This window comes from Marinobacter antarcticus, assembly GCF_011049865.1.
Taxonomy (GTDB): Bacteria; Pseudomonadota; Gammaproteobacteria; order Pseudomonadales; family Oleiphilaceae; genus Marinobacter; species Marinobacter antarcticus_A.
Window position 1 is genome coordinate 1 of sequence record NZ_DRGY01000050.1, and the last position, 22015, is coordinate 22015.

Here is a 22015-nt window from a genome sequence, read left to right on the forward strand (position 1 = left end):
CGCCTGGATATCTTCAATGAAGTCGCCCAGATGGCTGTCTTCATCGTCACCGATTGGCGTCTCCATGGAGATCGGCTCTTTCGCAATCTTCAGTACCTTGCGAATTTTATCTTCCGGCATCTCCATCCGCTCGCCCAGCTCTTCCGGGGTGGGTTCGCGACCCATTTCCTGCAACATCTGGCGGGAAATCCGGTTGAGCTTGTTGATGGTTTCGATCATGTGCACCGGAATACGAATAGTGCGCGCCTGATCCGCAATGGAGCGGGTTATGGCCTGACGAATCCACCAGGTGGCGTAGGTTGAGAACTTATAGCCACGACGGTACTCAAACTTGTCGACGGCCTTCATCAGGCCAATGTTGCCTTCCTGAATCAGATCGAGGAACTGCAAGCCCCGGTTGGTATACTTTTTGGCGATAGAAATAACCAGACGCAAGTTAGCTTCAACCATTTCTTTCTTGGCACGCCTGGCTCTGGCCTCTCCAATGGAGACGCGGCGGTTGATTTCTTTGATGTCGACAACAGCCAGATCTACTTCGGTTTGCACATTTTGTATGCGTCTCTGAAGCCGGACAATTTCATCAATACGCTCGCTCATTGCGGAGGCGTAGTTCTTTTTGCTCTTGATGATCTTCTCGCCCCATTCCTGGTTTGCTTCATTGCCCGGGAATGATTTGATGAAGTCTTTACGTGGCATTTTGCATTCGCGGACACAGATCTTCAGGATCGCCCGCTCGTTTTCACGCACCAGGTCATTGGTAGAACGAACCACTCTGACCAGTTCATCAAATGCTTTGTTTCCGAGCTTGAACGGTGCAAAAACCTGGCCCAGTTCGTTAAGCGCAGTCTGGGTTTTCTTGTCGGCGCGGCCTTGCTTTGAAAGCAGATCTTCCGCGACAGACAGTTTTTCCCTCAGCAACTCAAAACGTAGCCGGGTCTCTTCGGGATCCGGACCGCTCTCGGTTTCTTCTTCCTCTTCGTCTGAATCGTCGTCAGACTTGTCCTCTTCAGAAACCTCAGGTTTGGGCGGCGGCTCTGGCATAAACGGCTCAGCGCCGTCGGGATCCAGAAAGCCGGTTACGATGTCGCTGATGCGACCTTCGTTCTCGATAATACGGTCGTAGGCCTGAATAACCGTGCCAACGGTACCCGGAAAATGAGCAACCGCTGCCATGACATCGCGGATGCCTTCTTCGATGCGCTTGGCGATGACGATCTCGCCTTCACGGGTAAGCAGCTCCACAGTGCCCATTTCGCGCATATACATGCGCACTGGGTCGGTGGTGCGCCCGGCATCGGATTCCACGGCGGCGAGAGCGGCAGCGGCTTCAGCGGCAGCGGCTTCGTCGGCGGTGGAGTCACCGTCGGTCATCAGCAGTGTGTCGGCATCCGGTGCCACTTCAGACACCTGAATGCCCATATCGTTGATCATGCGAATGATGTCTTCGACCTGATCCGGATCGGCAATGTCTTCCGGGAGGTGGTCGTTCACCTCGGCGTAAGTCAGGTACCCTTGTTCCTTACCTCGTGCTATGAGGTCCTTCAAACGTGATTTCTGCGAATTGCCTGACATAGACACCCTGTGAACTCGCTTAAATAAAGAGAAAATGAAACAACTATTATAGCTGTCGCTCTAATGCTCTGCCACCGAATGGTTAGATGGTGATCAGTACGCCAAGTTTCAAGTGCTGTTAATCCGGGGTACCCCCGCTCAGCTCTCGCAGCTCTTGCCGTTCTTCGGCGGTAAGATTTGCGAAATTGCGTAGTAATGTGGCCAGCTTTTGCTGCCTTGAGGCTTCTTCATTCGGGTTCAGTATCTCTCGTGCCGCGGCCAGAGTGCTTTCCCGGGCTGGGATGTGCTCAATGCCGTCAAACAGATGGTAGAACCGCTCACGCGCCTGGCTGTTCAGAGCCAGTTTTGTTATCAGTGCTTTTCGATTCCGGATGTCATGCTCCAGAATAAAACCAGCAAAATTCCGAGCCTGATTATACTGGCGGGAATTCAAGGCCAGCTCGGTAATCTCGCTTGCCATATCCGGTGCCTCTAGCAATGCCAGGCACAGAATGCTGTCTTTGCTTAACTTAACGTCGATACGCTCTTCGGTGACGCGATCTCGCCGTTCGCCCTTCCATCGCCCCCATTGCTGGGGTTGGCGGTTCTGCCACTGATTGCGGCCCCCGCACAACCGCAGCATTTCATGCCACATGGCATCCCGGAGGGTGCTTCTGGGCATTTTGTTCAGCAGCGGCTCAGCTCGGGCTCTAAGCTCTCCACGATGTTCAGGCAGCTGTAAATCCAGCCCCTCGCTCTGGCGATCAAAGAGATACCTGGACAGCGGAGTGGCTCCGTCGATGCGTTTTTGAAACGCCTCGGAGCCTTCCTTGCGTATCAGCGTATCTGGATCTTCGCCGTCTGGGAGCATTAAAAACTGCAGGTGCAGTCCGTCTGCCATAAGCTCGAGAGCGTTATCCATCGCCCGGTCAGCGGCTTTAAAGCCAGCCGGGTCGCCATCAAAACAGAATACTATGTGCCGTACTTGTCTCAGCAGAGCGGTCAGACTGTCTTGATTTGTCGCTGTGCCCAAGGTCGCCACGGCGTAGTGAATGCCGTGCTGGGCAAGCGCAATCACGTCCATGTAACCTTCTACTACGAGCAGCTTGTCGAGCTGTTTCAGTGCCTGCTTTGCTTCAAACAGGCCGTATATTTCCCGGCTTTTATGAAATACATCCGACTCGGGGGAGTTGATGTATTTAGCCTTATCATCGCCGAGCGTTCGTCCGCCAAAGGCGATGGTTTTGCCCCGGCTATTGCGAATCGGGAACATGGCCCGATTGCGGAAAAGATCCCGCGGTCGACCATACTTGTCCGAGACGGTGCCGGTTTCAATCAGCGGTCCCTGAAGCTCTTTGCTCGCGGCGTCAAATAGCGACGTACCGGCTGCAGGCGCATAGCCCACGCTGTATTGCTGAATAATGCCCTCGTCCAGTCCCCGCTGATTCAGGTAGTCGCGGGCATAAGCGCCTTGCTGACTACTCAACGCGGACTGGTAAAAGCGGCTGGCAAAGTCCAGCGCATCTGTCAGCGTGCGCGCCTGCTGGATTTCCTGCTTGGCGGCCTGATCGTAGGGGACTTCCAATCCGGCTCTGCGCGCCAACTCTTCAACAGCCTCCGTAAAACCCAGGCCCTCAAATTCGCGCACAAAACTGATGGCGTCGCCATGTACGCCGCATCCGAAACAATGGTAGAAGCCTTTATCCGGCCTTACGTTGAATGATGGCGTTTTTTCATCGTGAAACGGACAGCATGCTTTGTAATTAGCGCCGGCTTTTTTGAGTGTAATGCGCGAGCCTATCAGCTCTGCGAGGTCTACCCGGTCGAGCAGATCTTCAACAAAGCGTTGGGGGATCAGTCCACTCATAATGGCTCCACATCAGGCCGGCTACATAGCGGGGCCAATAGCCAAAAATGCCGCCGAAGCCAGGCCCCGGCGGCATTTTTTGGTCGCTCTGTGCAGCTTGGGCTGAACGGGCGATCAGTGCTTTACATTCAAGCGGCGCCTGCTAAAACTCAGTACAGACGCTCGAACTTGCGCTGTTCACGTTGAAGCTTCTTGAGATGACGCTTAACGGCCGCAGCTGCTTTGCGTTTGCGAACGGAAGTCGGCTTTTCATAGTGCTCGCGACGACGTACTTCTGAAAGTACACCTGCTTTTTCGCAGGAACGCTTGAAGCGACGCAGTGCTACGTCAAACGGTTCATTCTCTTTCACTTTAACAGCTGGCATTCGACAATCACCTACCTGATAGATTCGGTTTCATTTAGATGCGCATCTGGCAACGCCAGACTGGCTCGATCCCTGGTCAGATTGGCTAAAACTCGACCAGTTCGTAATTTAGGGCGGCAATGATAGCGCCTGGGTCGTGGCGAGGTCAATGTTTGTTCGCCGAAACTGTCAGCGAGTTTCGGGTTTCTGCTAAAATACGCACCGCTTATCCACTTACGCCAACTACTGTGGCCTGACTCTATGCTGATTCTGGGTATTGAAACCTCCTGTGATGAAACCGGCGTCGCTCTGTTTGACACTCAGGCGGGGCTGCTGAGCCACGCGTTATTTAGTCAGATAGCGATACACGCCGATTACGGCGGTGTTGTGCCGGAGCTGGCATCCCGTGATCATGTCCGCAAGCTGCTTCCACTGTGTGATCAGGTGCTTTCCGACGCCGGTCGCACCCGCACCGACCTGGAGGGCATCGCATACACTGCCGGGCCGGGCCTGATCGGGGCGCTCATGGTGGGAGGAGCCGTTGCGCATGCTCTCGGGTTTGCCCTCGACATACCGGTGCTTGGGGTGCATCACATGGAAGGCCATTTGTTGGCTCCGATGCTTGAAGACAACCCGCCGGCGTTTCCGTTCGTAGCGTTGCTGGTGTCTGGCGGGCATACCCAGTTGGTGCGGGTGGACGGTATCGGGGAATATCAAATGCTGGGCGAATCTGTGGATGATGCGGCCGGCGAGGCATTCGACAAAACAGCCAAGATGCTGGGGTTGGATTATCCCGGTGGCCCCAGAGTGGCGGCGTTGGCGGAGAAAGGTACATCTGGCCGGTATCGGTTTCCCCGACCGATGACCGATCGGCCAGGCCTCGATTTCAGTTTCAGTGGTTTGAAGACCTTCACCCTCAACACCGTTAATGCTGAAAAGAAATCCGCAAACGGCCTGAGCGACCAAACTCGCGCCGATATTGCTTTGGCCTTTGAAACAGCGGCCGTGGAAACCCTGGTGATCAAATGTCGGCGGGCGCTTGAACAAACAGGCTGCGATCGACTGGTGATTGCCGGAGGGGTCAGTGCCAACAGCCGGTTGCGCGCCAGCCTTGAAAAAATGGCGGAAAAACGGCGCGCCCATGTATTTTACGCCCGCCCGGAGTTTTGTACCGATAACGGAGCGATGATTGCGTACGCCGGTGCTCAGCGCCTGAAGGCGGGGCAACGAGATGGGGAGCGAATTGTGGCGGTGCCCAGGTGGCCCATGAACCAGCTGCCATCTTTGACTGAGGTGCGGTTGTCCGGACTTATAGATTGAGTTGTGAAGGCCTACAAGCCTATCTCGCGCCCTTGAGCCATCCGGATCAGATTATTGCGGTGTCGGACAACGATCAGAATCGCCAGCAAGCCGAACAAGGGAAGGTGCTCCGGTTCAATGAGCGCGTTGATGGCAGGTCCGCTGATGATGGCTATTACAGACGCCAGTGCGGATATCTTCCAGCGCCAAAGCACCAGCGCCCACAGCGCAGCCATGGCGAGCGTGGTGACTGGCGCCAGGGCAAGCCCGGCACCCAAAGCCGTCGCCACGCCTTTGCCACCCTTGAATCGATAGAACGCCGGAATCATGTGCCCGGTGACCGCGCACAGAGCCACTATCGCCTGGAGTAAAGCGGATAACCCCGCGCTGTGTGCGAACCAAACGGGCAGCCATCCCTTGGCCGCATCCAGAGCCAAAGTGATCAACGCCGGGAGCCAGCCGCCCGTTCGGTAGACGTTTGTTGCCCCCGGGTTTCCCGAGCCCTGTGATCGAGGGTCTGGCAGTCCCCAAAGGTGGCAAATCGGCAGTGCAAACAGAACCGAGCCGGCCAAATAGGCAGCCACGCACAGCAGAACAACTATTACCGGGTCACTCAGGGCCATTTTCGAGCTCGGAGGCGAAGACGTATCAGGGTAGTTTGTGCGAAAATGCCGACCCTCAACTTGCAGGCCGATGCGGTAACAGTAGCGGCAGTCTGTACATTATTCAATCAGCAGTGTGTGGGATCGTCCCGGGAGCACCCTTGGCAGACAGCGTATTGATCGAAGGCCTGGTTGTAGAAACCGTGGTGGGTGTATACGACTGGGAGCGAGACGTCACTCAGGCCTTGGTGGTGGATCTCGAAATGGCCTGGGATAATCGACGTCCGGGAGAGTCCGATGAGGTAGCCGATGCCCTTGATTATGCACAGGTGAGCGCGCGGACAAAGGCCTGTTTAGAGACACTCAAGCCGAAGCTGCTTGAGCATGGGGCCGAGGTTCTGGCGGGTGTTCTGCAGCGGGAGTTTGGCGTTCGCTGGCTGCGGCTGACGTTGCGCAAGCCCGGGGCGGTGCCTGCGGCCCGATCTGTGGGTGTTTGCATTGAAAGGGGAACTCGATGATGGCTGACCAGGTTTCGGTGTACATCAGTATCGGCAGTAATATCGACAGGGAACGTTACGTGCGTGCGTCGTTGGATGCCTTGGCGGGGTGGTTTGGCGAGATTGAGGTCTCGCCGGTTTATGAAAGTGAAGCCGTGGGGTTTGATGGTTCTCCTTTTCTGAATCTGGTTGTCGGTATAAAGACTCATCTTTCAGTGGGAGAGCTTTCAAAACATTTCAAGCAACTGGAGGCGGAAAACGGTCGCCGCCGGGACGCGCCGAAATTCAGCGCAAGAACGCTGGATCTCGATATTCTGACTTACGGAGAGGCCGTCGGCCGAATGGACGGGGTGGAGTTGCCCAGAGGCGAGATTCTCCGGAATGCGTTTGTGCTGCGGCCCCTGGCCGATATAGCGCCGAATGTGAAACATCCGGTGTGCCGGAAGCGTTATTTCGAGCTTTGGCAAGCGTACAACACCGGCCAGAAGCTGTGGCCGGTGGATTTTAACTGGCAGGGGCGGGCGATTTCAAAGGCGGTTTGCTGAACGGAATAGTTCAATCAGGTTGTCAGTAGCGCTATCACTTGCTTCGCCCTGTGTGTCGGTTCCGAGCAGTCGTGGCAATATGTCCTGGCCCAGTTTTTTGCCCAGCTCAACGCCCCACTGATCAAAAGAATCTATGCCCCAGATCACGCCCTGTACAAAGGTACGGTGTTCGTACAGCGCAATCAGCGCTCCGACGGTTTCAGGCGTTACCATTTCCATCATCAATGTATTGCTGGGCTGATTTCCGGGGATAACCTTGTGCGGCGCCAGCCGTTCAATGTCCGTCTCGTTCAGGCCGCTGTCTGCCAGTTCGGCTCTGGCGTCTTCCAGTGTTTTCCCTGCCATCATCGCGCGGGACTGTCCCAGGCAGTTGGCAAACAGGTCGGCGTGATGTGTTGCGACCGGGTTGTGGGTTCGCAAGGGAATGATGAAATCCGCCGGGATCAACCGGGTGCCCTGATGAATCAACTGGTGGTAGGCGTGTTGGCCGTTGGCGCCGACGCCACCCCAGATGACAGGCCCTGATGGGTATTTTAGAGGGTGACCGTACTGATTGACCCGCTTGCCACTGCTTTCCATATCCAGTTGTTGGAGGTGATCAGGCAGGCTGCGGAGGTAGTGATCATAAGGCAGGATCGCGTGGGTTTCCGCATTCCAGAAATTGTTGTACCAGATCCCCAACATGGCCATAACAACGGGCAGGTTCTTCTCCAGGGGCGCGTCCCGGAAGTGCGTGTCCATGGCGTGAGCCCCTGCGAGCAGTGCCCGGAAGTTCTCCATGCCGATGGTCAGGGCAACGGGTAATCCTATGGCAGACCACAGTGAGTACCGCCCTCCCACCCAGTCCCACATCGGGAAAACGTTGTCTGGATCAATGCCAAAGTCTTGTGCGGCGGTTTTGTTTGCCGTGACGGCCATGAAATGGCTCGCAACAGCCTGTTCGTTGCCACTGCGCTCAATGAACCATTGTCGGGCAACGTTGCTGTTTTCGAGGGTTTCTCGCGTACTGAAAGATTTTGACTGAACCAGAAACAAGGTAGTTTCAGGGTCGATTTCTGCCAGAGTTTCGCATATTTCGGTGCCATCAATGTTGGCCACATAATGGCAGCGCAAACCCGTGGTCTGATACGGCTGCAGTGCCTCGGTCACCAGCTTGGGACCCAGAAAGGAGCCGCCGATGCCGATACTGACCACATCGGTAAACGCCCTGTTGGTATAACCGGTGCGCGACCGGCTCAGAATATCTTCAACGAACGCATCCATTCGCGCCAGTGTGGCGCGAGCCTCAGCAATCACATCCTGGCCTTCGATCACGATGGTGTCGGTTCCAGGGTTACGCAATGCCGTGTGCAGGGCCGGTCGGTCTTCGGTAACGTTTACCTTGTCACCTCTGAGCAGGGCCGCCCTGCGCTCTTCAAGCTTGCAGCCGCGGGCCAGAGCCATCAGCGCCTCAAGCGTTTCGTCCGTGAGCCGGTTTCTGGAAAAATCCAATGACAAGCCTGCGCCATCAATGAAGTATCGCTGTGCCCGCTCAGGATCGTCCGCGAAGAGCGTCTTCATGGGCCGGATTTGCAGGCGCTCTTTGCAGGCCAGCAACGTTTGCCATTCGGGGAGCGACGTAGGTGGCGTGTCGGATGATGTCATCAGAGGGTCCTTTCCTGGTGGACGGGCGTAAGGCGTCAGCGTGTCACGGAAATATTATCAATCAACCGGGTAGCGCCAAGATATGCGGCGGCCATCAGTGTGATGTCCTGATCTTCTGGTACGGCTGGCTTCAGGGTTTGGCTGTTTGCGATATTGAAGTAGTCCAGGTACAGCCCCGCGTTATTAAGGCTGTCGCCGGCCTCCTGTGCAAGGGCCAGAAAATCGCAGCGCCCATCCGCAATTTTTGCGGCAGTTGCTTCCAGTATCTGGTAAATAGCCGGGGCAATCGCGCGCTCTTCGGCAGACAGATAGCCGTTGCGTGAACTTTTGGCCAGACCGTCATCTTCCCGAACCGTTGGCGCGCCGATGATCTCGATGGGCATCATCAAGTCCCGCGTCATTTTGCGGATCACGGCTAATTGCTGGAAATCTTTCTCGCCGAATACGGCAACGTCAGGTTGGATCATATTGAACAGAACAGAGACAACCGTCGCAACACCTTCAAAGTGCTTTGGGCGGCTGGCTCCGCAGTGTCCATCGCTGACGTCCGGCACGATAACCCGGGTATGCTGAGCGAGACCGTCGGGATAGATCTCCTCTGCGGAAGGCGCAAATACCAGACTGTTTCCCGCTTCACTGAGCTTGTCCTGATCTGAAAGCAGGGTGCGGGGATAGGTGTCAAGATCTTCGTTAGCGCCGAATTGCATCGGGTTGACAAAAATAGTGGTAACCACAATATCGGCCGCTTCGGCCGCTTTGCGAATCAGCGAAATATGCCCTTCGTGCAGATTCCCCATGGTCGGAACCAGACCAATGGTCTTTTCCTGCTGGCGGTAACCGCTGAGAATGGCTCGCAATTCTTTCAGTGAGTGGACGGTTCTCATGCCTTGAACGTATGCTCCTCGGCTGGGAATGTGCGCTCGCGCACGGCTTGTGAGTAAGCGGCTATGGCTTCTTGAATGGAGTCGCTCTCGGCCAGGAAGTTTTTCACAAAGCGTGGTTTACGCCCTGTGGTAATGCCGAGCATGTCGTGCAATACCAAAATCTGCCCGTCGGTGTCGGAACCCGCGCCAATGCCAATGACCGGCGCTTTGACAGCTTGGGCAATGCGGGCGGCCAGGGGGGCAGGAACACATTCCAGAAGAATGACGTCGGCACCCGCAGCCTCCAGTTCGCAGGCATGACTGATCATCGCCTCTGCCGATTTTTCATCGCGGCCCTGAACTTTGTATCCGCCAAACTTGTTAACAAACTGTGGGGTAAGCCCCAAGTGGGCGCACACCGGTACGGCCCGCTCGGACAGCGCTGCGATGGTGTCTTTCATCCAGTCGGTGCCTTCCAGCTTGACCATGTGAGCGCCCGCCCGCATGAGCTTTGCCGCATTCTCAAGGGCGGCATCCACGGTGCCGTAACTCATGAAAGGCATATCCGCCATGATCAACGCGCCACGATTGCCTTTGGCAACGCAACTGACGTGATACACGATCTGATCCATGGTCACGGGCAGGGTGCTGTCGTGGCCCTGAAGGACCATGCCCAGCGAGTCGCCAATCAGAATAACGTCCACTCCGGCTTCGCTGACGACCTGAGCAAAGGTGGCATCATAGGAAGTAAGGGCGGAGAAGGCCTCGCCCTTTTGTTTGTATTCCCGCAGGGTGTTGATGGTAACCGCCATAAAATCCTTGCCTTTTGGGTAAGTGGGCCAAGACCGTGCCGGGGTCGCCGGCGTTCAGTTGCTAAGGGTAATCCGGAGGGTGAAGCTGGCGCAACCGATTGTCGGGGCATTGTGCCCTGAGAGCGTTCACCGTTGTGCCGGTTGGCAGTGTCAGGTCGGGTTTCAGATCCAGTAACGGCTGAAGGACAAAGTCCCGATTGGGAAGTTCTCGATGGGGAACGGTGAGCCGGTCATCGTTTAGCATTTGGCTGCCGAACACCAACAGATCAAGGTCCAGAGTGCGCGGGCCCCAATGCCTGAGTCGTTCTCGACCGTGGGCCTTTTCGATGGCCTGAAGCTGGTCGAGCAACGCATGTGCATCAAGCCCGGTGCTGAGCCATACCGCGCCGTTCACAAAGTCTGGTTGATCTTGCGGGCCGACCGGGCTGCTGGCGTAAAAGGGCGACTGCGCAATAAGCGTGGTGTCGGGTAAGGCTGCAAGCTCGGCCACGGCCCGTGCAAGTTGGGCAGCGGGTTCTTGCAGGTTGCTGCCCAAACCAATAAAGGCGTCGGTGTTCATCAGGGGGTCGGCCGGGTTACCGGTTTCCGGCGGCGCCTTTTCTTTGGAGCATCGCTGCTGAGTTCAGAGAGCATGCGTTCTTGCCCGCGCTCATCCAGGCGTTGAAATTCAGTCCACCATTGGCCGAGACCGGGTTCCACTTCACCGCAGGCTTCCCGAACAAGCAGAAAGTCGTAGGCAGCGCGAAATCTTGGGTGGCTCATGGTGACAAAGGCGCGTTTACCGTGCCGACGTGGCAAGCGCATCTGGAGTTCCCAGATTTCCTTCATGGGGCCTGAGAACCGCTTGGGTATCGAGGTTGCCTGCACCTGCCGGCCAATAACTTTGCCGATAGCCCCGTGAAGGGCAGGTTGCACAGGGTCGCCGTTATCCTGTCGGTGGTTCCATTCCCTTTGCAACGCAGGCCACAGCATGGCGGCAAAAAGAAAATAAGGGGTAACAGACTTGCCTTGCGCAAGACGAGCATCGGTATTGCGCAACGCCTGGCGAATCAGTTCGTCCGGTTCGCCGGCCTCGATTGCCTTTACGGTTTCGGGGAATAATGGTGCCAAGAGATTGTAGCGAGAGAGCAGATCGTAGGTCGCTTCGCCGTAACCGGCGGAAAACAGTTTCAGTACTTCTTCAAACAGTCGCGCCGCTGGAATATGGGTTAGTAACGGAGCCAGTTCGCGAATGGGAGCTTCGGTTTCCGGCTCTATATCAAAGCCAAGTTTGCCTGCGAAGCGAATGGCGCGAAGCATGCGAACCGGATCTTCCCGATAGCGCGTTTCAGGGTCACCAATCAGGCGAAGTTGTCGGTTACGAAGGTCTTCAATACCGTTGGCAAAATCAACAACCGTAAAATCACGAATGCAGTAATACAGCGCGTTGATCGTAAAATCCCGGCGCAACGCATCTTCTTCCTGGTTGCCGTAAACGTTATCTCGCAGCAGAAGGCCGTGTTCGCTGGTTTTGCGATCGTCGTCGGAGCTGTCATCGTCGGCTTCACCGGCATTTCCCCGGAAAGTCGTCACTTCAATGACTTCACGCCCGAACACGACGTGCACAATTCTGAATCGGCGCCCTATCAGACGAGAGTTGCGAAACAGATCATGAACTTCTTCCGGCGTGGCGTTGGTGGCGATGTCGAAATCCTTGGGCTGCTTGCCCAAAAGGATGTCGCGCACACCGCCGCCAACAAGGTAGGCATCGTAACCGGAATTGTTCAGCCTGCTGAGAACCTTTTTGGCAGGCTCGCTGATAGCAGAGCGTGAGACGTTATGCTGGTCTCGGGGAGTTTCCCGTCGTTGGTAGGCCCTCGCCTTTTTTTTCCCGTTTCCCGGGATGAAAGCGCGGAGCTTATCGACGGATTGCTCGAAGATGGAGGAAAGTGTTTTTGGCATTGAAATCCGTGGTTGCGTTGAGCAAAACCGTGAGTTTAACGGTTTGAACAGGATTTGAACACGTTTGCCTCGGAATCTTGTCAGAGTTCGTTAGCAAAGTTGCGAAAGAGGCGGGCGTGGCTTGGTTATGGGCTGATTTTCCGTGCCCCGGATAATCAAAAGGCGAATTCGTTTTCACGAATCCGCCTTCAAAATTTGACGATTTACATTGTTTTTGTTCTTTTTCGGGATTCTTCTTCGTTTTTGTACCCCACTGTATATCCCCAATTTGGGGCTTCTCAGCAGTGCAAACGGAAAGCTTTGAACACAATGAGTAGTCAAAAACGACGAACAAGTTATTTGGTAGGAGCGTCGTCACCTCTAGGGTGATTCTTTTCTGCATCTCTACAACTCGCACATGCCAAGGGACTACCAAAAAAGCAAAGTACTCAAAACACTCAGTTCGCTCACGTTCTATTTTTGTTTTTGTTGCTGAACGTATTCCCGCAGCTTTTTGTTTTTGTTGATGCGCTGCTTTGTCACTCTTGTTTTTGTTGTTGTGCACTTAAATAGAGTGCAGGTGGTGTGCCAGTTTTAATAAATCTTTTATAAACATGATCTTAAAATTTTTCGGCGAATAAGTGTTACCCCGTACTCTGCATAAGTGTTACCCGTAATGAGCGCTTTGCCGGGTAAGTGTTACCAGGGGGAACATGCGGTAACAACTGAGTGCAGGTTCACACTTTAAGGGTGCGCAAATTGGCACTGTTTTAAAGAATCAGTTTCCAGAGGCTTTCTTGCGGGGGATGCCCAGGCGTTGTCTGCGCTCCCATAACGATTTCCGACTGATACCCAGTTTTTGCGCCAGTTCGGTTTCGCTCATGCGATCCTGATTCTCCAGTACGAAGTGCTGGAAGTAATCTTCCAAAGATAGATCGCTGCTGTTGTCCGCGTCACGGGCTGGGACTTGCTCATTATTACCTTCCACCAGAGTGTCGGGGATGTACTCGTCCCCGCTTCCGCCGTCGAGATCCAACAGCGAGGGGGTGATGATGTCGCCATCGCACAGGATGCTGGCCCGCTCAATGGCATTTTCGAGCTCCCGCACGTTGCCTGGCCAGCGATGCCGTTCAAGCGCCCGCATTGCTTCAGGATTGAGGTTCAGGTTCGGTTTTCCAACTCTATCGCCCTGGGCCACAAGAAAACGCCGGGCCAGCCCCAGGATGTCGCTTTGGCGTTCGCGCAGCGGGGGGATCCGTATCTGCATTACGTTCAGGCGATAATACAAATCTTCCCGGAATCCGCCGGTACGGGTCATAGCTTTCAGGTTGCGGTGGGTCGCGGCGATCATTCTCACGTTGACCTTCCGGCTCTGGGTTGAACCCACTTTGCGGATTTCGCTTTCCTGAAGCACGCGCAGCAGGCGGGATTGTGCTTCTGCTGGCAGTTCGCCGATTTCGTCCAGAAACAAGCTGCCACCGTCGGCGGCTTCAATCAGACCGGTTCTGGCCGTTACCGCGCCGGTGAACGCGCCTTTCTCATGCCCGAAAAGTTCAGACTCAATCAGGCTTTCCGGAATGGCCGCGCAGTTCACGGAAATCAGTGGTTTTGTAGCTCGCGGGCTCAACAGATGCAGCGCCCGGGCGACCAGCTCTTTACCCGTACCGGATTCACCCTGCACAAGCACGGTAGTTTCTGTGGGCGCTACTTTGCGTATCAGGGTAAAAACCCGCTGCATGGGTTCGCACTGGCCGTACATGATGCTGGCGGGGTCGCCGTTTTCTGACGGTGTTGCGATATCGCCCTGACGCTCCGGGGCGGCGGATATGGTGCGCGCGAGAATGCTCTTCACCGCGGCCAGCATTTCATCGTGATCAAACGGTTTGGCGATGTACTCCACAGCGCCCATTTTCATGGAGTCCACGGCGGAACGCAGGCTGGCATAGCTGGTCATGATAAGCACCGGAGTGTTCGGTGCCCGGTTAATCAGTTCTGTGCCGGCGGCGCCGGGCAGGCGCAAATCTGAAATGATCAGATCAAACTGGTCGGGATCGTGATCCTGTTCGGCTTCTTCCACAGAACCGACATCCTCAACGTCATAGCCGGCGTGCAACAGCAGTTTGCGAACGGCAGAGCGAATAATGTCTTCATCTTCCACGATCAAAATACGGGGCATGGTAGTTTCAGAACCTTTCATTCGGACGGATGGCGGAGTCTTCAGTCTCCGGCTCGTAAGCGGGCAATTTCAGCCGCACGCAGGTGCCGAGCCCGGTTGTGGGATCAGCAGGGCTTTCAACTTGAATATTGCCGTAGTGTTCTTCAACAATACTGTACACCAGCGATAAACCAAGCCCCGTTCCCTTGTTGGTTGCTTTTGTGGTGTAGAAGGGCTCAAAGATGTGATCCAGTTGGTCAGCCGGTATGCCCGAGCCCTGATCAACGACTTCGATGATAGCGGAGTAGCCCTCATCCTTGCCAGTGACCCTAATGGCCCCGCCTTCCGGAGACGCGTCTCGGGCGTTTGCCAGCAGGTTAACAAAAACCTGCACAAGCCGTTGCTCGTCACCCAGTATCTGGAGTGTTTCGGGGCAGTCGTTGACGTAATGAATTCCCATCCCCTTGTCGCTCAGAGATAACAAGTTGATGGATTCGTCCACGCAGCGGCGAATGCTTACGGGCTCATACCGGTTGGCTTGGGCGTGGTTTCCGGTGCGCGCAAAATTCATCAAAGACTGCAAAATGGCTGATATACGCCGGGTTTGTTGTTGAATCTGACTTGCGGTATCAAGAATGTCCGAGTTGTCGGTCTCCAGTTTGAGATTCTGAGCCAGAGAAGAGATTCCGGTCACCGGGTTGCCGATTTCATGTGCCACGCCGGCTGCCAGGCGCCCGACCGACGCCAAACGTTCGCTGTGCATCAGTTCATCCTCCAGCAAACGGATTTCAGTCTGGTCTTCCACCAGGATGATGCTGCCCCCATCCGGGTGGTCTGGGCCGCTAAGTGCAGCTTTGTGCAGGTTGAGCCAGTGGGGCCGGCCTTTGAGATCCAGCCGGTGTTTGTAACGGTGCAGGTCTTCTCCGCTGTCGAAATCATCCAGCAGATGGTGCCAATGATCGGGCAGGGCCATCAACCTGGCGCCCACCACATCGTCTGCGGTAATCCCGGTGAGCGCTTCAATAGCATGGTTCCACATTAGGATCTCACCGTCTTCGCCGACCGAACAGGCGGGAATTGGCAGATTCTGCAAGGTTTGGCGGTAGTGCCGGCGAAGATTGTCAAGCTCACCCGCAAGACCGGTCAGGCGGTTCTGATAATCTCCCAGAGCGCGTTCTACATAGCGAATATCCTGAGCCGTGCCGCCTCGCGCCATAGGTTTGAAGCCGAGATGGCGCACGACCATGTCCCGGGCCACCGACGGCCCCAGCAATCCCGAGAGGTTGATTTCAACCTGATCACGAAGTCGTCTCAGTTGGTAAGGTCGGTATTCAACATTGGGAAGTTTGAGCTGCGCCAGGGCGCGCTCGATTTCCCGCTTCGCAACATCCATTCCAAGGGGTTCGGCCATTTGACGCACAAAGTCTGCGGAGGAACTCGCCAGCAGTTCGCGGCGTTGGGGTCGAGAGAGTGCGCCCAGCGAGCAAGCCTGGGCGGCGCTTGTTTCTTCGCTGGTACTCGTGCTTAGAACGGAGATCAGTGTGAAGACCGATATATTCGCGGTCAGGCTGATAAACGTGAATATGTGCCAGTTACCGTAGTCCGGAATCAAAGGTACGCCCAACCACTCCAGCAGGTTGGCGGTATGGGAGAACGGCAGAACCAACGTGAATGCCCATATGAAAAGCCCGGTTACGAGCCCGGCAATCAGCCCGCGACGATTCCCCTCTGGCCAGTAAATAACGCCCAGAGCGCCGGGTAGCAATTGCAGGGTGCCGGAAAGTGAAATCGCCCCAAGAATGGACAAATCGAGATTTTTGCCAACCGTTTCATGAAATAGCAGTGCCAGCAGAATGATTGCGGCAATCAGCAGGCGCTTGGTCCATCGCAGCCATCGATAAATATCCCCTTGGTCTTTAGGGGTTTTCAGAGGCAGCACCACATGGTTTAGCACCATTCCCGCAAGGGCAAGGGTGCTGACAATCATCAGGCCGCTGGCCGCAGAAAGGCCGGCAATGTACATAAACAGTGTGAGGGCCGGGCTGTCTAATGCCTGGGCAACGCCAATGGTGTAAAAGTCGGGGCCGGTGGTCACCCCAAGCGCCTGACCGCCCCAGAGAATCAATGGAACCGGAATGCCCAGCAACAACAGATAAAGTGGAAGCCCCCAGCTGGCTTTTGAAAGCGCTTTGGGTGACGGGGTCTCGCTGAATGTCATGTGGTACATATGTGGCAATACCAGTGCACCGGCGAACGACATCAGCATAATGGCGCGCCAACTGCCGGCGTCAATGCTCAGAGACATGGTGGTGGCTGGCGAGGTGTTGCCGGCCAGCCAGATTTCAAGGCCGCCCATGCCATCAAACACACTGAAAAGCACAACGCCGCCAATAGCCAGGAGGGCAATAAGCTTGACCAGTGAATCGAAGGCGATCGCGAGTACAAGCCCCGGATGATTTTCTGCATCCTGGTTGCGGCGCGCGCCAAACAACACGGCGAATAACACGACGATGAGGCTGAACATGCCGCTGATCAAATGCGGTGAGGTGTCGGGTGCAAGGATGCTGGCAGACGTTGTCACTGCTTGTATCTGCATGCTTAGCAACGACAGGATGGCAACACCGGAACACAGGGTAACCAGCGTTCCCGCCCACTGACTGCGATACCGATAGGCGAACAAGTCCGCAAGCGACGTTAATTGGTAGGCCCGGCCGATCCTCATGATGGGATTGAGCAGAACCGGAGCCAGCAAGAAGGCGCCGCTGATCCCCAGGTAATAGGCGAGGAAGCCGTAACCGGATTCGGCTGCCATGCCGACCGCCGCATAAATGGCCCAGATGCCCGCGTACACGCCAAGGCTGAGAGTGTAAACAAGAGGATGACGCACCCAGTGTCGAGGCACCACGCCGCGTTCGGTTATCCAGGCGATACCGAACAGAATGGCGAGGTAGAGCAGGCTGGCAAGCAAAAGCCCTGAAGCGCTAAAACTCATTGGGGTCCCGACGCCATTCCAACCAGAACCCGATCGCTATAAGGCCTGCCCATACTACGAAGGGGCTGTACCAGGCGTTCCCGGGTGAGGTCCACCAGTCGAGAATGTTGGGTGAAAATATATAGATGGCCAGAACCAGCAGAAAAACCAGACGGTATATATACATCAGGCATGCTACCCGTGCTGAAGATTGAGAAACGCTTTATACCACGTCGATCATCGGTGTGTCAGGTGGATGGCACCGCGGTGCCAGTGTCCGCACGCCCATTCCAGTGAATCCGTGACCGACCCCATGAGCAACGATGCCGGTGGCTCCTGGCCCAGAGCAACGAGGGCCTCAAACACATTCTTCACCGGCCTGTCGTTGTCCAGAGCAGGGGCGCGATTCTGTTTGCTCAGTTTCTGCCCCTGGTCGTTAAGGATAACGGGGATGTGCAGCCAGCGTGGTGGCGTTGCTCCAAGAGCACGATAAATCTGGCGCTGCTGAGCCGTCATCTCAAGCAGGTCCGAGCCGCGCACCACATCGGTAATACCTTGTTCTATATCATCCACTACAACGGCAAGCTGGTACGCAAAAAAACCCTCTTTGCGCAGAAGAACCGGATCATCTATCTCTGACCGAACAGTCTGGTGCTGCGGCCCCAGTAACTGATCGCGCCACTGGCACTGCTCATCGTTCAAGGCATACCGGATGGCGAATGGCTGATGGTTGTTCGCGACGTTATGGATCGCGACCTTGTTGATCGAGAAATTGTTGCTCCGGCATTGCTGCGGATGACGGCCGTGATTGGTCTGAAGCTCCTTGCGTGAGCAACTGCAGCGGTAGGCGCGGCCCTGGTTTAGCAGGTGCTCGATGGCTGAATGGTAAACCTCGTGACGTCGGGACTGAAACACAACGGGTTCGTCGGAAAACAGTCCGTGGGCGTCAAGGCTGTTGAGGATTTCGCCGGTGGCTTCTGATGGTTCTCGCAGCGGGTCGAGATCTTCAATGCGAACAAGCCAACGTCCTTCGCAGGATTTCGCTTCCAGATAGCTGGCCAGAGCGGTCACAAGCGAACCGAAATGCAGCGGCCCCGTAGGTGAGGGCGCAAAACGGCCGCGGTAGTTGCGAAGAATGGTCATGGGTGCGGCTGATTGGCCGGCAAGGCCTTGAAGGGCTGAGCCGGCCAGGTCAGGTTTGCTGTATCAGATACCAGTCTGGCGCTCGCGAATTTCGGCAAGAGTTTTGCAGTCAATGCACAGCGTGGCGGTGGGACGTGCCTCAAGGCGACGGATACCGATTTCCACGCCGCATTGGTCACAAAAACCATAGTCGTCTTTGTCGATGCGATCGTTGGTCTGATCGATTTTCTTGATCAGCTTGCGTTCACGGTCGCGCGTGCGCAATTCCAGACTGAACTCTTCTTCCTGAGTTGCGCGGTCGCTGGGATCGGCGTAGTTTGCGGCATCTTCCTGCATGTGGTGCATGGTGCGGTCCACTTCCTCCATAAGCTCCTGCTTCCACCTCAGCAGCAGCCCTTTGAAGTGCTCCAGCATGCCGGCGCTCATGTAGTCTTCACCCTTCTTCATTTCGTAAGGGGTGAAGTTGGTGAAACGTTCACGAGATTGGTTTGATGTGGTTGCCATTGAACCCGGCCTCTCTTTTAAACTTCACAAGGACGCTTTGCTGCCCTGCGCGCCAGCCCCGGCTGCGGCGCAGTTACAATCTGGGTTAAGCAGTCGTCCTGAAACGGGATTTGGCGGAAAATAGCAGATTAGTCACGGGCGCGCCAGCCTTGTGATGCCTGTGTCGCATTTGGAGAGTGTATGAAGTTTCCTGAGCCCCTCATTGAAGGGCGCCTGATCAGGCGTTATAAGCGCTTTCTGGCGGATGTTACGTTGCCAGATGGCACCGAAGTAACGGCGCATTGCCCGAATACCGGTTCGATGTTGCATTGTCAGCCGACGGATGGCCGGGTGTGGTTGAGCCGCAGCGACAACCCTGCGCGCAAGCTGCCCTACACGTGGGAACTTGTTGAAACTGCTCAAGGTGCGCTTGCCTGCGTTAATACGGCAAGACCCAATGCGCAGGCTCGCGAGGCGATTGAAGCCGGCCGCATCCATGAGCTGGTTGGGTACAGCCATTGCCGGCCAGAAGTCCGGTACGGCGAGGAAAAAAGCCGAATTGATCTGTTGCTATCCGGCCATAAGACGAAGCCCGACGCCTGGGTAGAGGTCAAGAACGTAACCCTTGAGGAAAACGGGCAGGGCTTCTTTCCGGACGCTGTGACCACCCGTGGACAAAAGCATTTGCGCGAGCTAATGGCTCAGGTCGTGCTTGGTGACCGCGCCGTGCTGCTGTTCGTTGTGAATCACACCGGCATTGAAACCGTGCGGCCGGCAGATCATATCGACCCGCACTACGGCCAGTTGCTGCGGCAAGCATGGGGCGCGGGTGTTGAAATTATGGCCTACCGGGCAAACCTTACCCGCGATGATGGCAGTCTATCCGGCGAAATGACGCTGTTTGACGCGGTGCCGGTTAATCTGGAAGTCTGATTTCCAGAGTCCCGTTGCTTTCCCGTATGTCCAGTTCCGTAAGCGCGTCACCCTGGCAAGGCCCGGCAATACACTCACCGTCCCGAGGCTTGAACAGTGCGCCGTGGGTTGAGCATTGAAGGAATAGGTTGTCGGCGTCCATGAAGCGGCCTGGCGCCCAGTTCAGCTCAATGCCCATATGAGGGCATTGATTCAGATACGCCCTGGGCGTGGTGCCATCGAGGAAGGCGAACCCGCTCTGTGGCAGAGTATCAGTATCTTTTTCAGCGGTGGCCAGGGTGAATTCGACAAACTCGCCGCTTTGCAGCGTCTGTCTGGAACCTATCGCCTGCCACTGGTCCTTTTGTGTATCGGTCATTGCCCGGTGCTGGATCGCATCCGGGTGCCGTGGTTCAAAGACATGACGATCTCATCGGCCTCAAGTGTGTGGGGAAAGAAACACCCGGAAATTTTAGCGCCGGCAATGCTGGCGCCTTCCATTTTCGAGTGACTGAAATCGATGCCTCTCAGATCCGCGCCCCGGAAGTAGGCGTGACTCAGGTCGAGTTCGTGAGCATTCAGCCCGCGCAAATCCAGCCCCCTGAAGTCGCCATGGGCAAAACTGGGCAGGTCGGTTCGCGCTGATTTTTCGGCATTGAAGGCCGCAATATCTTCCCTGCGAAGCGTTTCGTAGAGAGGATCTTCAATATGACGAACTGCATCCGTTTCCATGATCTTTCCTTATGGCGTTTTGTTTCGACAAGGTTTCGACACTGTTTCGATACCGGGGAAGCCAGGCGCTAACCCGGAGGCAGACCAAAGTGCTGTCGGATTCTGTCGGCGACGGCCTCGGCGACATGCTCCTGATCGGTGTGCAGGTGGGCCGTGTAGGTGCTCTCTTCTGCTGTCAGGGGCTCGAACCAACCTTTCTGGGCCTCCAGCAATGCCTCCGTTGCTTCGGATGCGTCACTTTTGCGTTCGCGAATCCACGCTTTACGCAGTTCCTCAGGCGCCTCGCAGTGAATCAATGCGAAGGGAACGCCCTGACTTTCCGCGACCGATGCGAACAGCGCTCGCTCGCGCACTTTCAGGCAGGCGGAATCCGCAATCACCGGCAAGCCGGCCGCAAGAAGGTCACTGGCAAGTTTTGCAAGGCGGTCGTAGGTTTTTTCGTTGGCCTCAGCAGAGTAAAGGTTTTCCCCTGTCGGCGACTGGCTGTCTTCCAGCGGCGCCAGCCCGTGCAGTCGTTTGCGCTCTACATCAGACCGCAGGCGGATCAGTCCCAGTTCGCCCGCCATGACTGCACTGACACAGGTCTTGCCACTTGCAGACAGGCCCACCGTGGCCAGCAGATAGGGATTCGGGATGTGGCTATAGTCTTCTGCCAACTGGGCATAATTCCGATAGCGCTGCATCAGCTCTTCTTTTTCCTGCTCGGCCAGCACCGGGTTGGACAAGGTGAACAACGCAATTTTGGCTCGCACCAACGCTCGGTAAGCCTTGTAAAGAGGCAGTAGCGGCAAGGCCTCAAAATCGTCGCGGTACTCCAGATAGGTATTGAGAATCAGATTTGCCAGAGCCGGTTCGCGTCTGGACTCCAGATCCATCAGTAGAAAGGCCAGGTCATTGATGACATCAATCCAGCGAAAGGGCTCGTTGAATTCGATGCAGTCAAAGACCGTCACCTTGCCGTCGTAAACGGTGATGTTGGCCAAATGCAGGTCGCCGTGGCATTCCCTTACTGAGCCACTTTTACGGCGTTTCGCAATCAGCTCCCGGTGGCGCTCGAAGGTGGTTCGTGTCCAGGCTTCGAGATTGTCGAGCTGACGCAGCAGGTGGTTGTCGTCGATCATTGGCCGAATCTGGTCGAAGTTTTCTTGCATGGCGTCATAAACCGCTTCCGGAGTGCCCAGCGGTTTGTCGTCTGGTATTGGTTCGAGGTTGTCGTGGAAGGCGGCCACCTGTCGGGCAAGGCTACAAAGCAGTTCAGGCTTGAGGGCGTCGGTCTCCTGCAGGTGATCGAACAGTTGATCCTGGCGGAATTGACGCATTTTCAACACATACTCAAAAGGCTCGCCTTCGCCGCCGATCACTGGCTGCTGCGGGGTTCCGGTAATCGGGAGTACGTCCAGATAAAGCGGTTCTGCCAGACGACGATTGAGGCGCAGTTCTTCTTCACAGAAATGCTTCCGGTGTGCCAGTGTGGAGAAATCAAGAAACCCGAAATTCATGGGTTTTTTAATCTTATAGGCGTACTGGCCGGTCAGAATTACCTGAGAGATGTGAGTTTCGATAATCTGGAACCCGTCAACCGGATGGTTGTACAGCTCGGGGTTCTGCAATGCCAGTAACAGATTGCCTGGGGGTGTCTCGCTCACGGTGTACTCCTCGATTCCCTGAACTTGTT

The 22015-nt window shown here is 55.7% G+C and carries 22 protein-coding genes; 4 read left to right on the forward strand and 18 right to left on the reverse strand.

Annotation, left to right across the window (positions count from 1 at the left end):
- From rpoD to rpsU, 3 genes are all read right to left on the reverse strand, one after another.
- Positions 1–1572 (reverse strand): RNA polymerase sigma factor RpoD (gene rpoD, locus ENI00_RS06505; protein ID WP_304100600.1); only part of this gene is annotated, 1572 nt, incomplete at its 3' end.
- 118 nt (positions 1573–1690) lie between these two features.
- On the reverse strand, positions 1691–3418 hold the full coding sequence (gene dnaG, locus ENI00_RS06510; protein WP_304100602.1) for a DNA primase: 1728 nt from the start codon (positions 3416–3418) through the stop codon (positions 1691–1693).
- 149 nt (positions 3419–3567) lie between these two features.
- Positions 3568–3783 carry a 30S ribosomal protein S21 gene (rpsU, locus tag ENI00_RS06515; protein ID WP_072794797.1) on the reverse strand — a complete coding sequence of 72 codons (216 nt, stop codon included), beginning with the start codon at positions 3781–3783 and terminating at the stop codon, positions 3568–3570.
- A 240-nt stretch (positions 3784–4023) separates the two neighbouring features.
- Here rpsU and tsaD point away from each other — a divergent pair, with 240 nt between their 5' ends.
- The gene (gene tsaD / locus ENI00_RS06520; RefSeq protein WP_304100609.1) at positions 4024–5082 is read left to right on the forward strand and encodes a tRNA (adenosine(37)-N6)-threonylcarbamoyltransferase complex transferase subunit TsaD; all 1059 of its coding nucleotides are present in this window, start codon (positions 4024–4026) and stop codon (positions 5080–5082) included.
- Positions 5083–5093: 11 nt separating this feature from the next.
- Here the strand turns inward: tsaD and plsY are convergent, their stop codons facing one another.
- Positions 5094–5684 carry a glycerol-3-phosphate 1-O-acyltransferase PlsY gene (gene plsY, locus ENI00_RS06525; protein ID WP_304100612.1) on the reverse strand — a complete coding sequence of 197 codons (591 nt, stop codon included), beginning with the start codon at positions 5682–5684 and terminating at the stop codon, positions 5094–5096.
- A 140-nt stretch (positions 5685–5824) separates the two neighbouring features.
- Between plsY and ENI00_RS06530 the strand changes: the two genes are divergently transcribed.
- Together ENI00_RS06530 and folK (ENI00_RS06535) are read left to right on the forward strand one after the other, a co-directional pair.
- Positions 5825–6181: a dihydroneopterin aldolase gene (locus ENI00_RS06530; RefSeq protein WP_304100614.1), complete on the forward strand. Its 357-nt coding sequence runs from the start codon at positions 5825–5827 to the stop codon at positions 6179–6181.
- Positions 6181–6705: a 2-amino-4-hydroxy-6-hydroxymethyldihydropteridine diphosphokinase gene (folK, locus tag ENI00_RS06535; protein WP_304100648.1), complete on the forward strand. Its 525-nt coding sequence runs from the start codon at positions 6181–6183 to the stop codon at positions 6703–6705. Before ENI00_RS06530 ends, folK (ENI00_RS06535) begins: the two co-directional genes overlap by 1 nt.
- On the opposite strand, the gene pgi is transcribed toward folK (ENI00_RS06535), so the two are convergent.
- The 11 genes from pgi to dksA all read right to left on the reverse strand — a co-directional run bounded on the left by pgi (position 6688) and on the right by dksA (position 18717).
- Entirely contained in the window at positions 6688–8349 is a 1662-nt protein-coding gene (gene pgi / locus ENI00_RS06540) for a glucose-6-phosphate isomerase (RefSeq protein WP_304100616.1), read from the reverse strand. The two genes, folK (ENI00_RS06535) and pgi, sit on opposite strands and share 18 nt — an antisense overlap.
- Positions 8350–8384: 35 nt before the next feature.
- Positions 8385–9233 (reverse strand): pantoate--beta-alanine ligase, encoded by an 849-nt coding sequence (panC, locus tag ENI00_RS06545; protein ID WP_304100617.1) that lies wholly within the window; start codon positions 9231–9233, stop codon positions 8385–8387.
- Positions 9230–10024: a 3-methyl-2-oxobutanoate hydroxymethyltransferase gene (gene panB, locus ENI00_RS06550; protein ID WP_304100619.1), complete on the reverse strand. Its 795-nt coding sequence runs from the start codon at positions 10022–10024 to the stop codon at positions 9230–9232. Before panB ends, panC begins: the two co-directional genes overlap by 4 nt.
- A gap of 61 nt (positions 10025–10085) precedes the next feature.
- Complete coding sequence (folK, locus tag ENI00_RS06555) at positions 10086–10583, reverse strand: 2-amino-4-hydroxy-6-hydroxymethyldihydropteridine diphosphokinase (RefSeq protein ID WP_304100621.1); 498 nt, start codon at positions 10581–10583, stop codon at positions 10086–10088.
- Positions 10583–11965 (reverse strand): polynucleotide adenylyltransferase PcnB, encoded by a 1383-nt coding sequence (gene pcnB / locus ENI00_RS06560; protein ID WP_304100622.1) that lies wholly within the window; start codon positions 11963–11965, stop codon positions 10583–10585. The genes folK (ENI00_RS06555) and pcnB overlap by 1 nt, the downstream gene beginning before the upstream one ends.
- Positions 11922–12509 carry a hypothetical protein gene (locus ENI00_RS06565; protein ID WP_304100623.1) on the reverse strand — a complete coding sequence of 196 codons (588 nt, stop codon included), beginning with the start codon at positions 12507–12509 and terminating at the stop codon, positions 11922–11924. The genes pcnB and ENI00_RS06565 overlap by 44 nt, the downstream gene beginning before the upstream one ends.
- A gap of 213 nt (positions 12510–12722) precedes the next feature.
- On the reverse strand, positions 12723–14120 hold the full coding sequence (locus tag ENI00_RS06570) for a sigma-54-dependent transcriptional regulator (RefSeq protein WP_304100625.1): 1398 nt from the start codon (positions 14118–14120) through the stop codon (positions 12723–12725).
- Between the two features lie 7 nt (positions 14121–14127).
- Positions 14128–17091, reverse strand: a complete 2964-nt coding sequence (locus tag ENI00_RS06575) for an ATP-binding protein (RefSeq protein WP_304100627.1) — start codon at positions 17089–17091, stop codon at positions 14128–14130.
- Positions 17081–17257, reverse strand: a complete 177-nt coding sequence (locus ENI00_RS06580) for a hypothetical protein (protein ID WP_291946205.1) — start codon at positions 17255–17257, stop codon at positions 17081–17083. The genes ENI00_RS06575 and ENI00_RS06580 overlap by 11 nt, the downstream gene beginning before the upstream one ends.
- 50 nt (positions 17258–17307) lie before the next feature.
- Positions 17308–18213 (reverse strand): tRNA glutamyl-Q(34) synthetase GluQRS, encoded by a 906-nt coding sequence (gluQRS, locus tag ENI00_RS06585; RefSeq protein ID WP_304100628.1) that lies wholly within the window; start codon positions 18211–18213, stop codon positions 17308–17310.
- 63 nt (positions 18214–18276) lie between these two features.
- Complete coding sequence (dksA, locus tag ENI00_RS06590; protein WP_304100629.1) at positions 18277–18717, reverse strand: RNA polymerase-binding protein DksA; 441 nt, start codon at positions 18715–18717, stop codon at positions 18277–18279.
- Between the two features lie 180 nt (positions 18718–18897).
- On the opposite strand from dksA, the gene sfsA reads away from it, so the two are divergent.
- Positions 18898–19629 carry a DNA/RNA nuclease SfsA gene (gene sfsA, locus ENI00_RS06595; RefSeq protein ID WP_304100631.1) on the forward strand — a complete coding sequence of 244 codons (732 nt, stop codon included), beginning with the start codon at positions 18898–18900 and terminating at the stop codon, positions 19627–19629.
- On the opposite strand, the gene ENI00_RS06600 is transcribed toward sfsA, so the two are convergent.
- The 3 genes from ENI00_RS06600 to ENI00_RS06610 all read right to left on the reverse strand — a co-directional run bounded on the left by ENI00_RS06600 (position 19613) and on the right by ENI00_RS06610 (position 21986).
- The gene (locus ENI00_RS06600) at positions 19613–19987 is read right to left on the reverse strand and encodes a Rieske (2Fe-2S) protein (RefSeq protein WP_304100633.1); all 375 of its coding nucleotides are present in this window, start codon (positions 19985–19987) and stop codon (positions 19613–19615) included. The genes sfsA and ENI00_RS06600 overlap by 17 nt on opposite strands.
- Entirely contained in the window at positions 19984–20340 is a 357-nt protein-coding gene (locus tag ENI00_RS06605) for a pentapeptide repeat-containing protein (RefSeq protein ID WP_304100635.1), read from the reverse strand. The genes ENI00_RS06600 and ENI00_RS06605 overlap by 4 nt, the downstream gene beginning before the upstream one ends.
- A gap of 68 nt (positions 20341–20408) precedes the next feature.
- Positions 20409–21986: an AAA family ATPase gene (locus tag ENI00_RS06610; protein WP_304100637.1), complete on the reverse strand. Its 1578-nt coding sequence runs from the start codon at positions 21984–21986 to the stop codon at positions 20409–20411.
- Between the last annotated feature and the right edge of the window lie 29 nt (positions 21987–22015).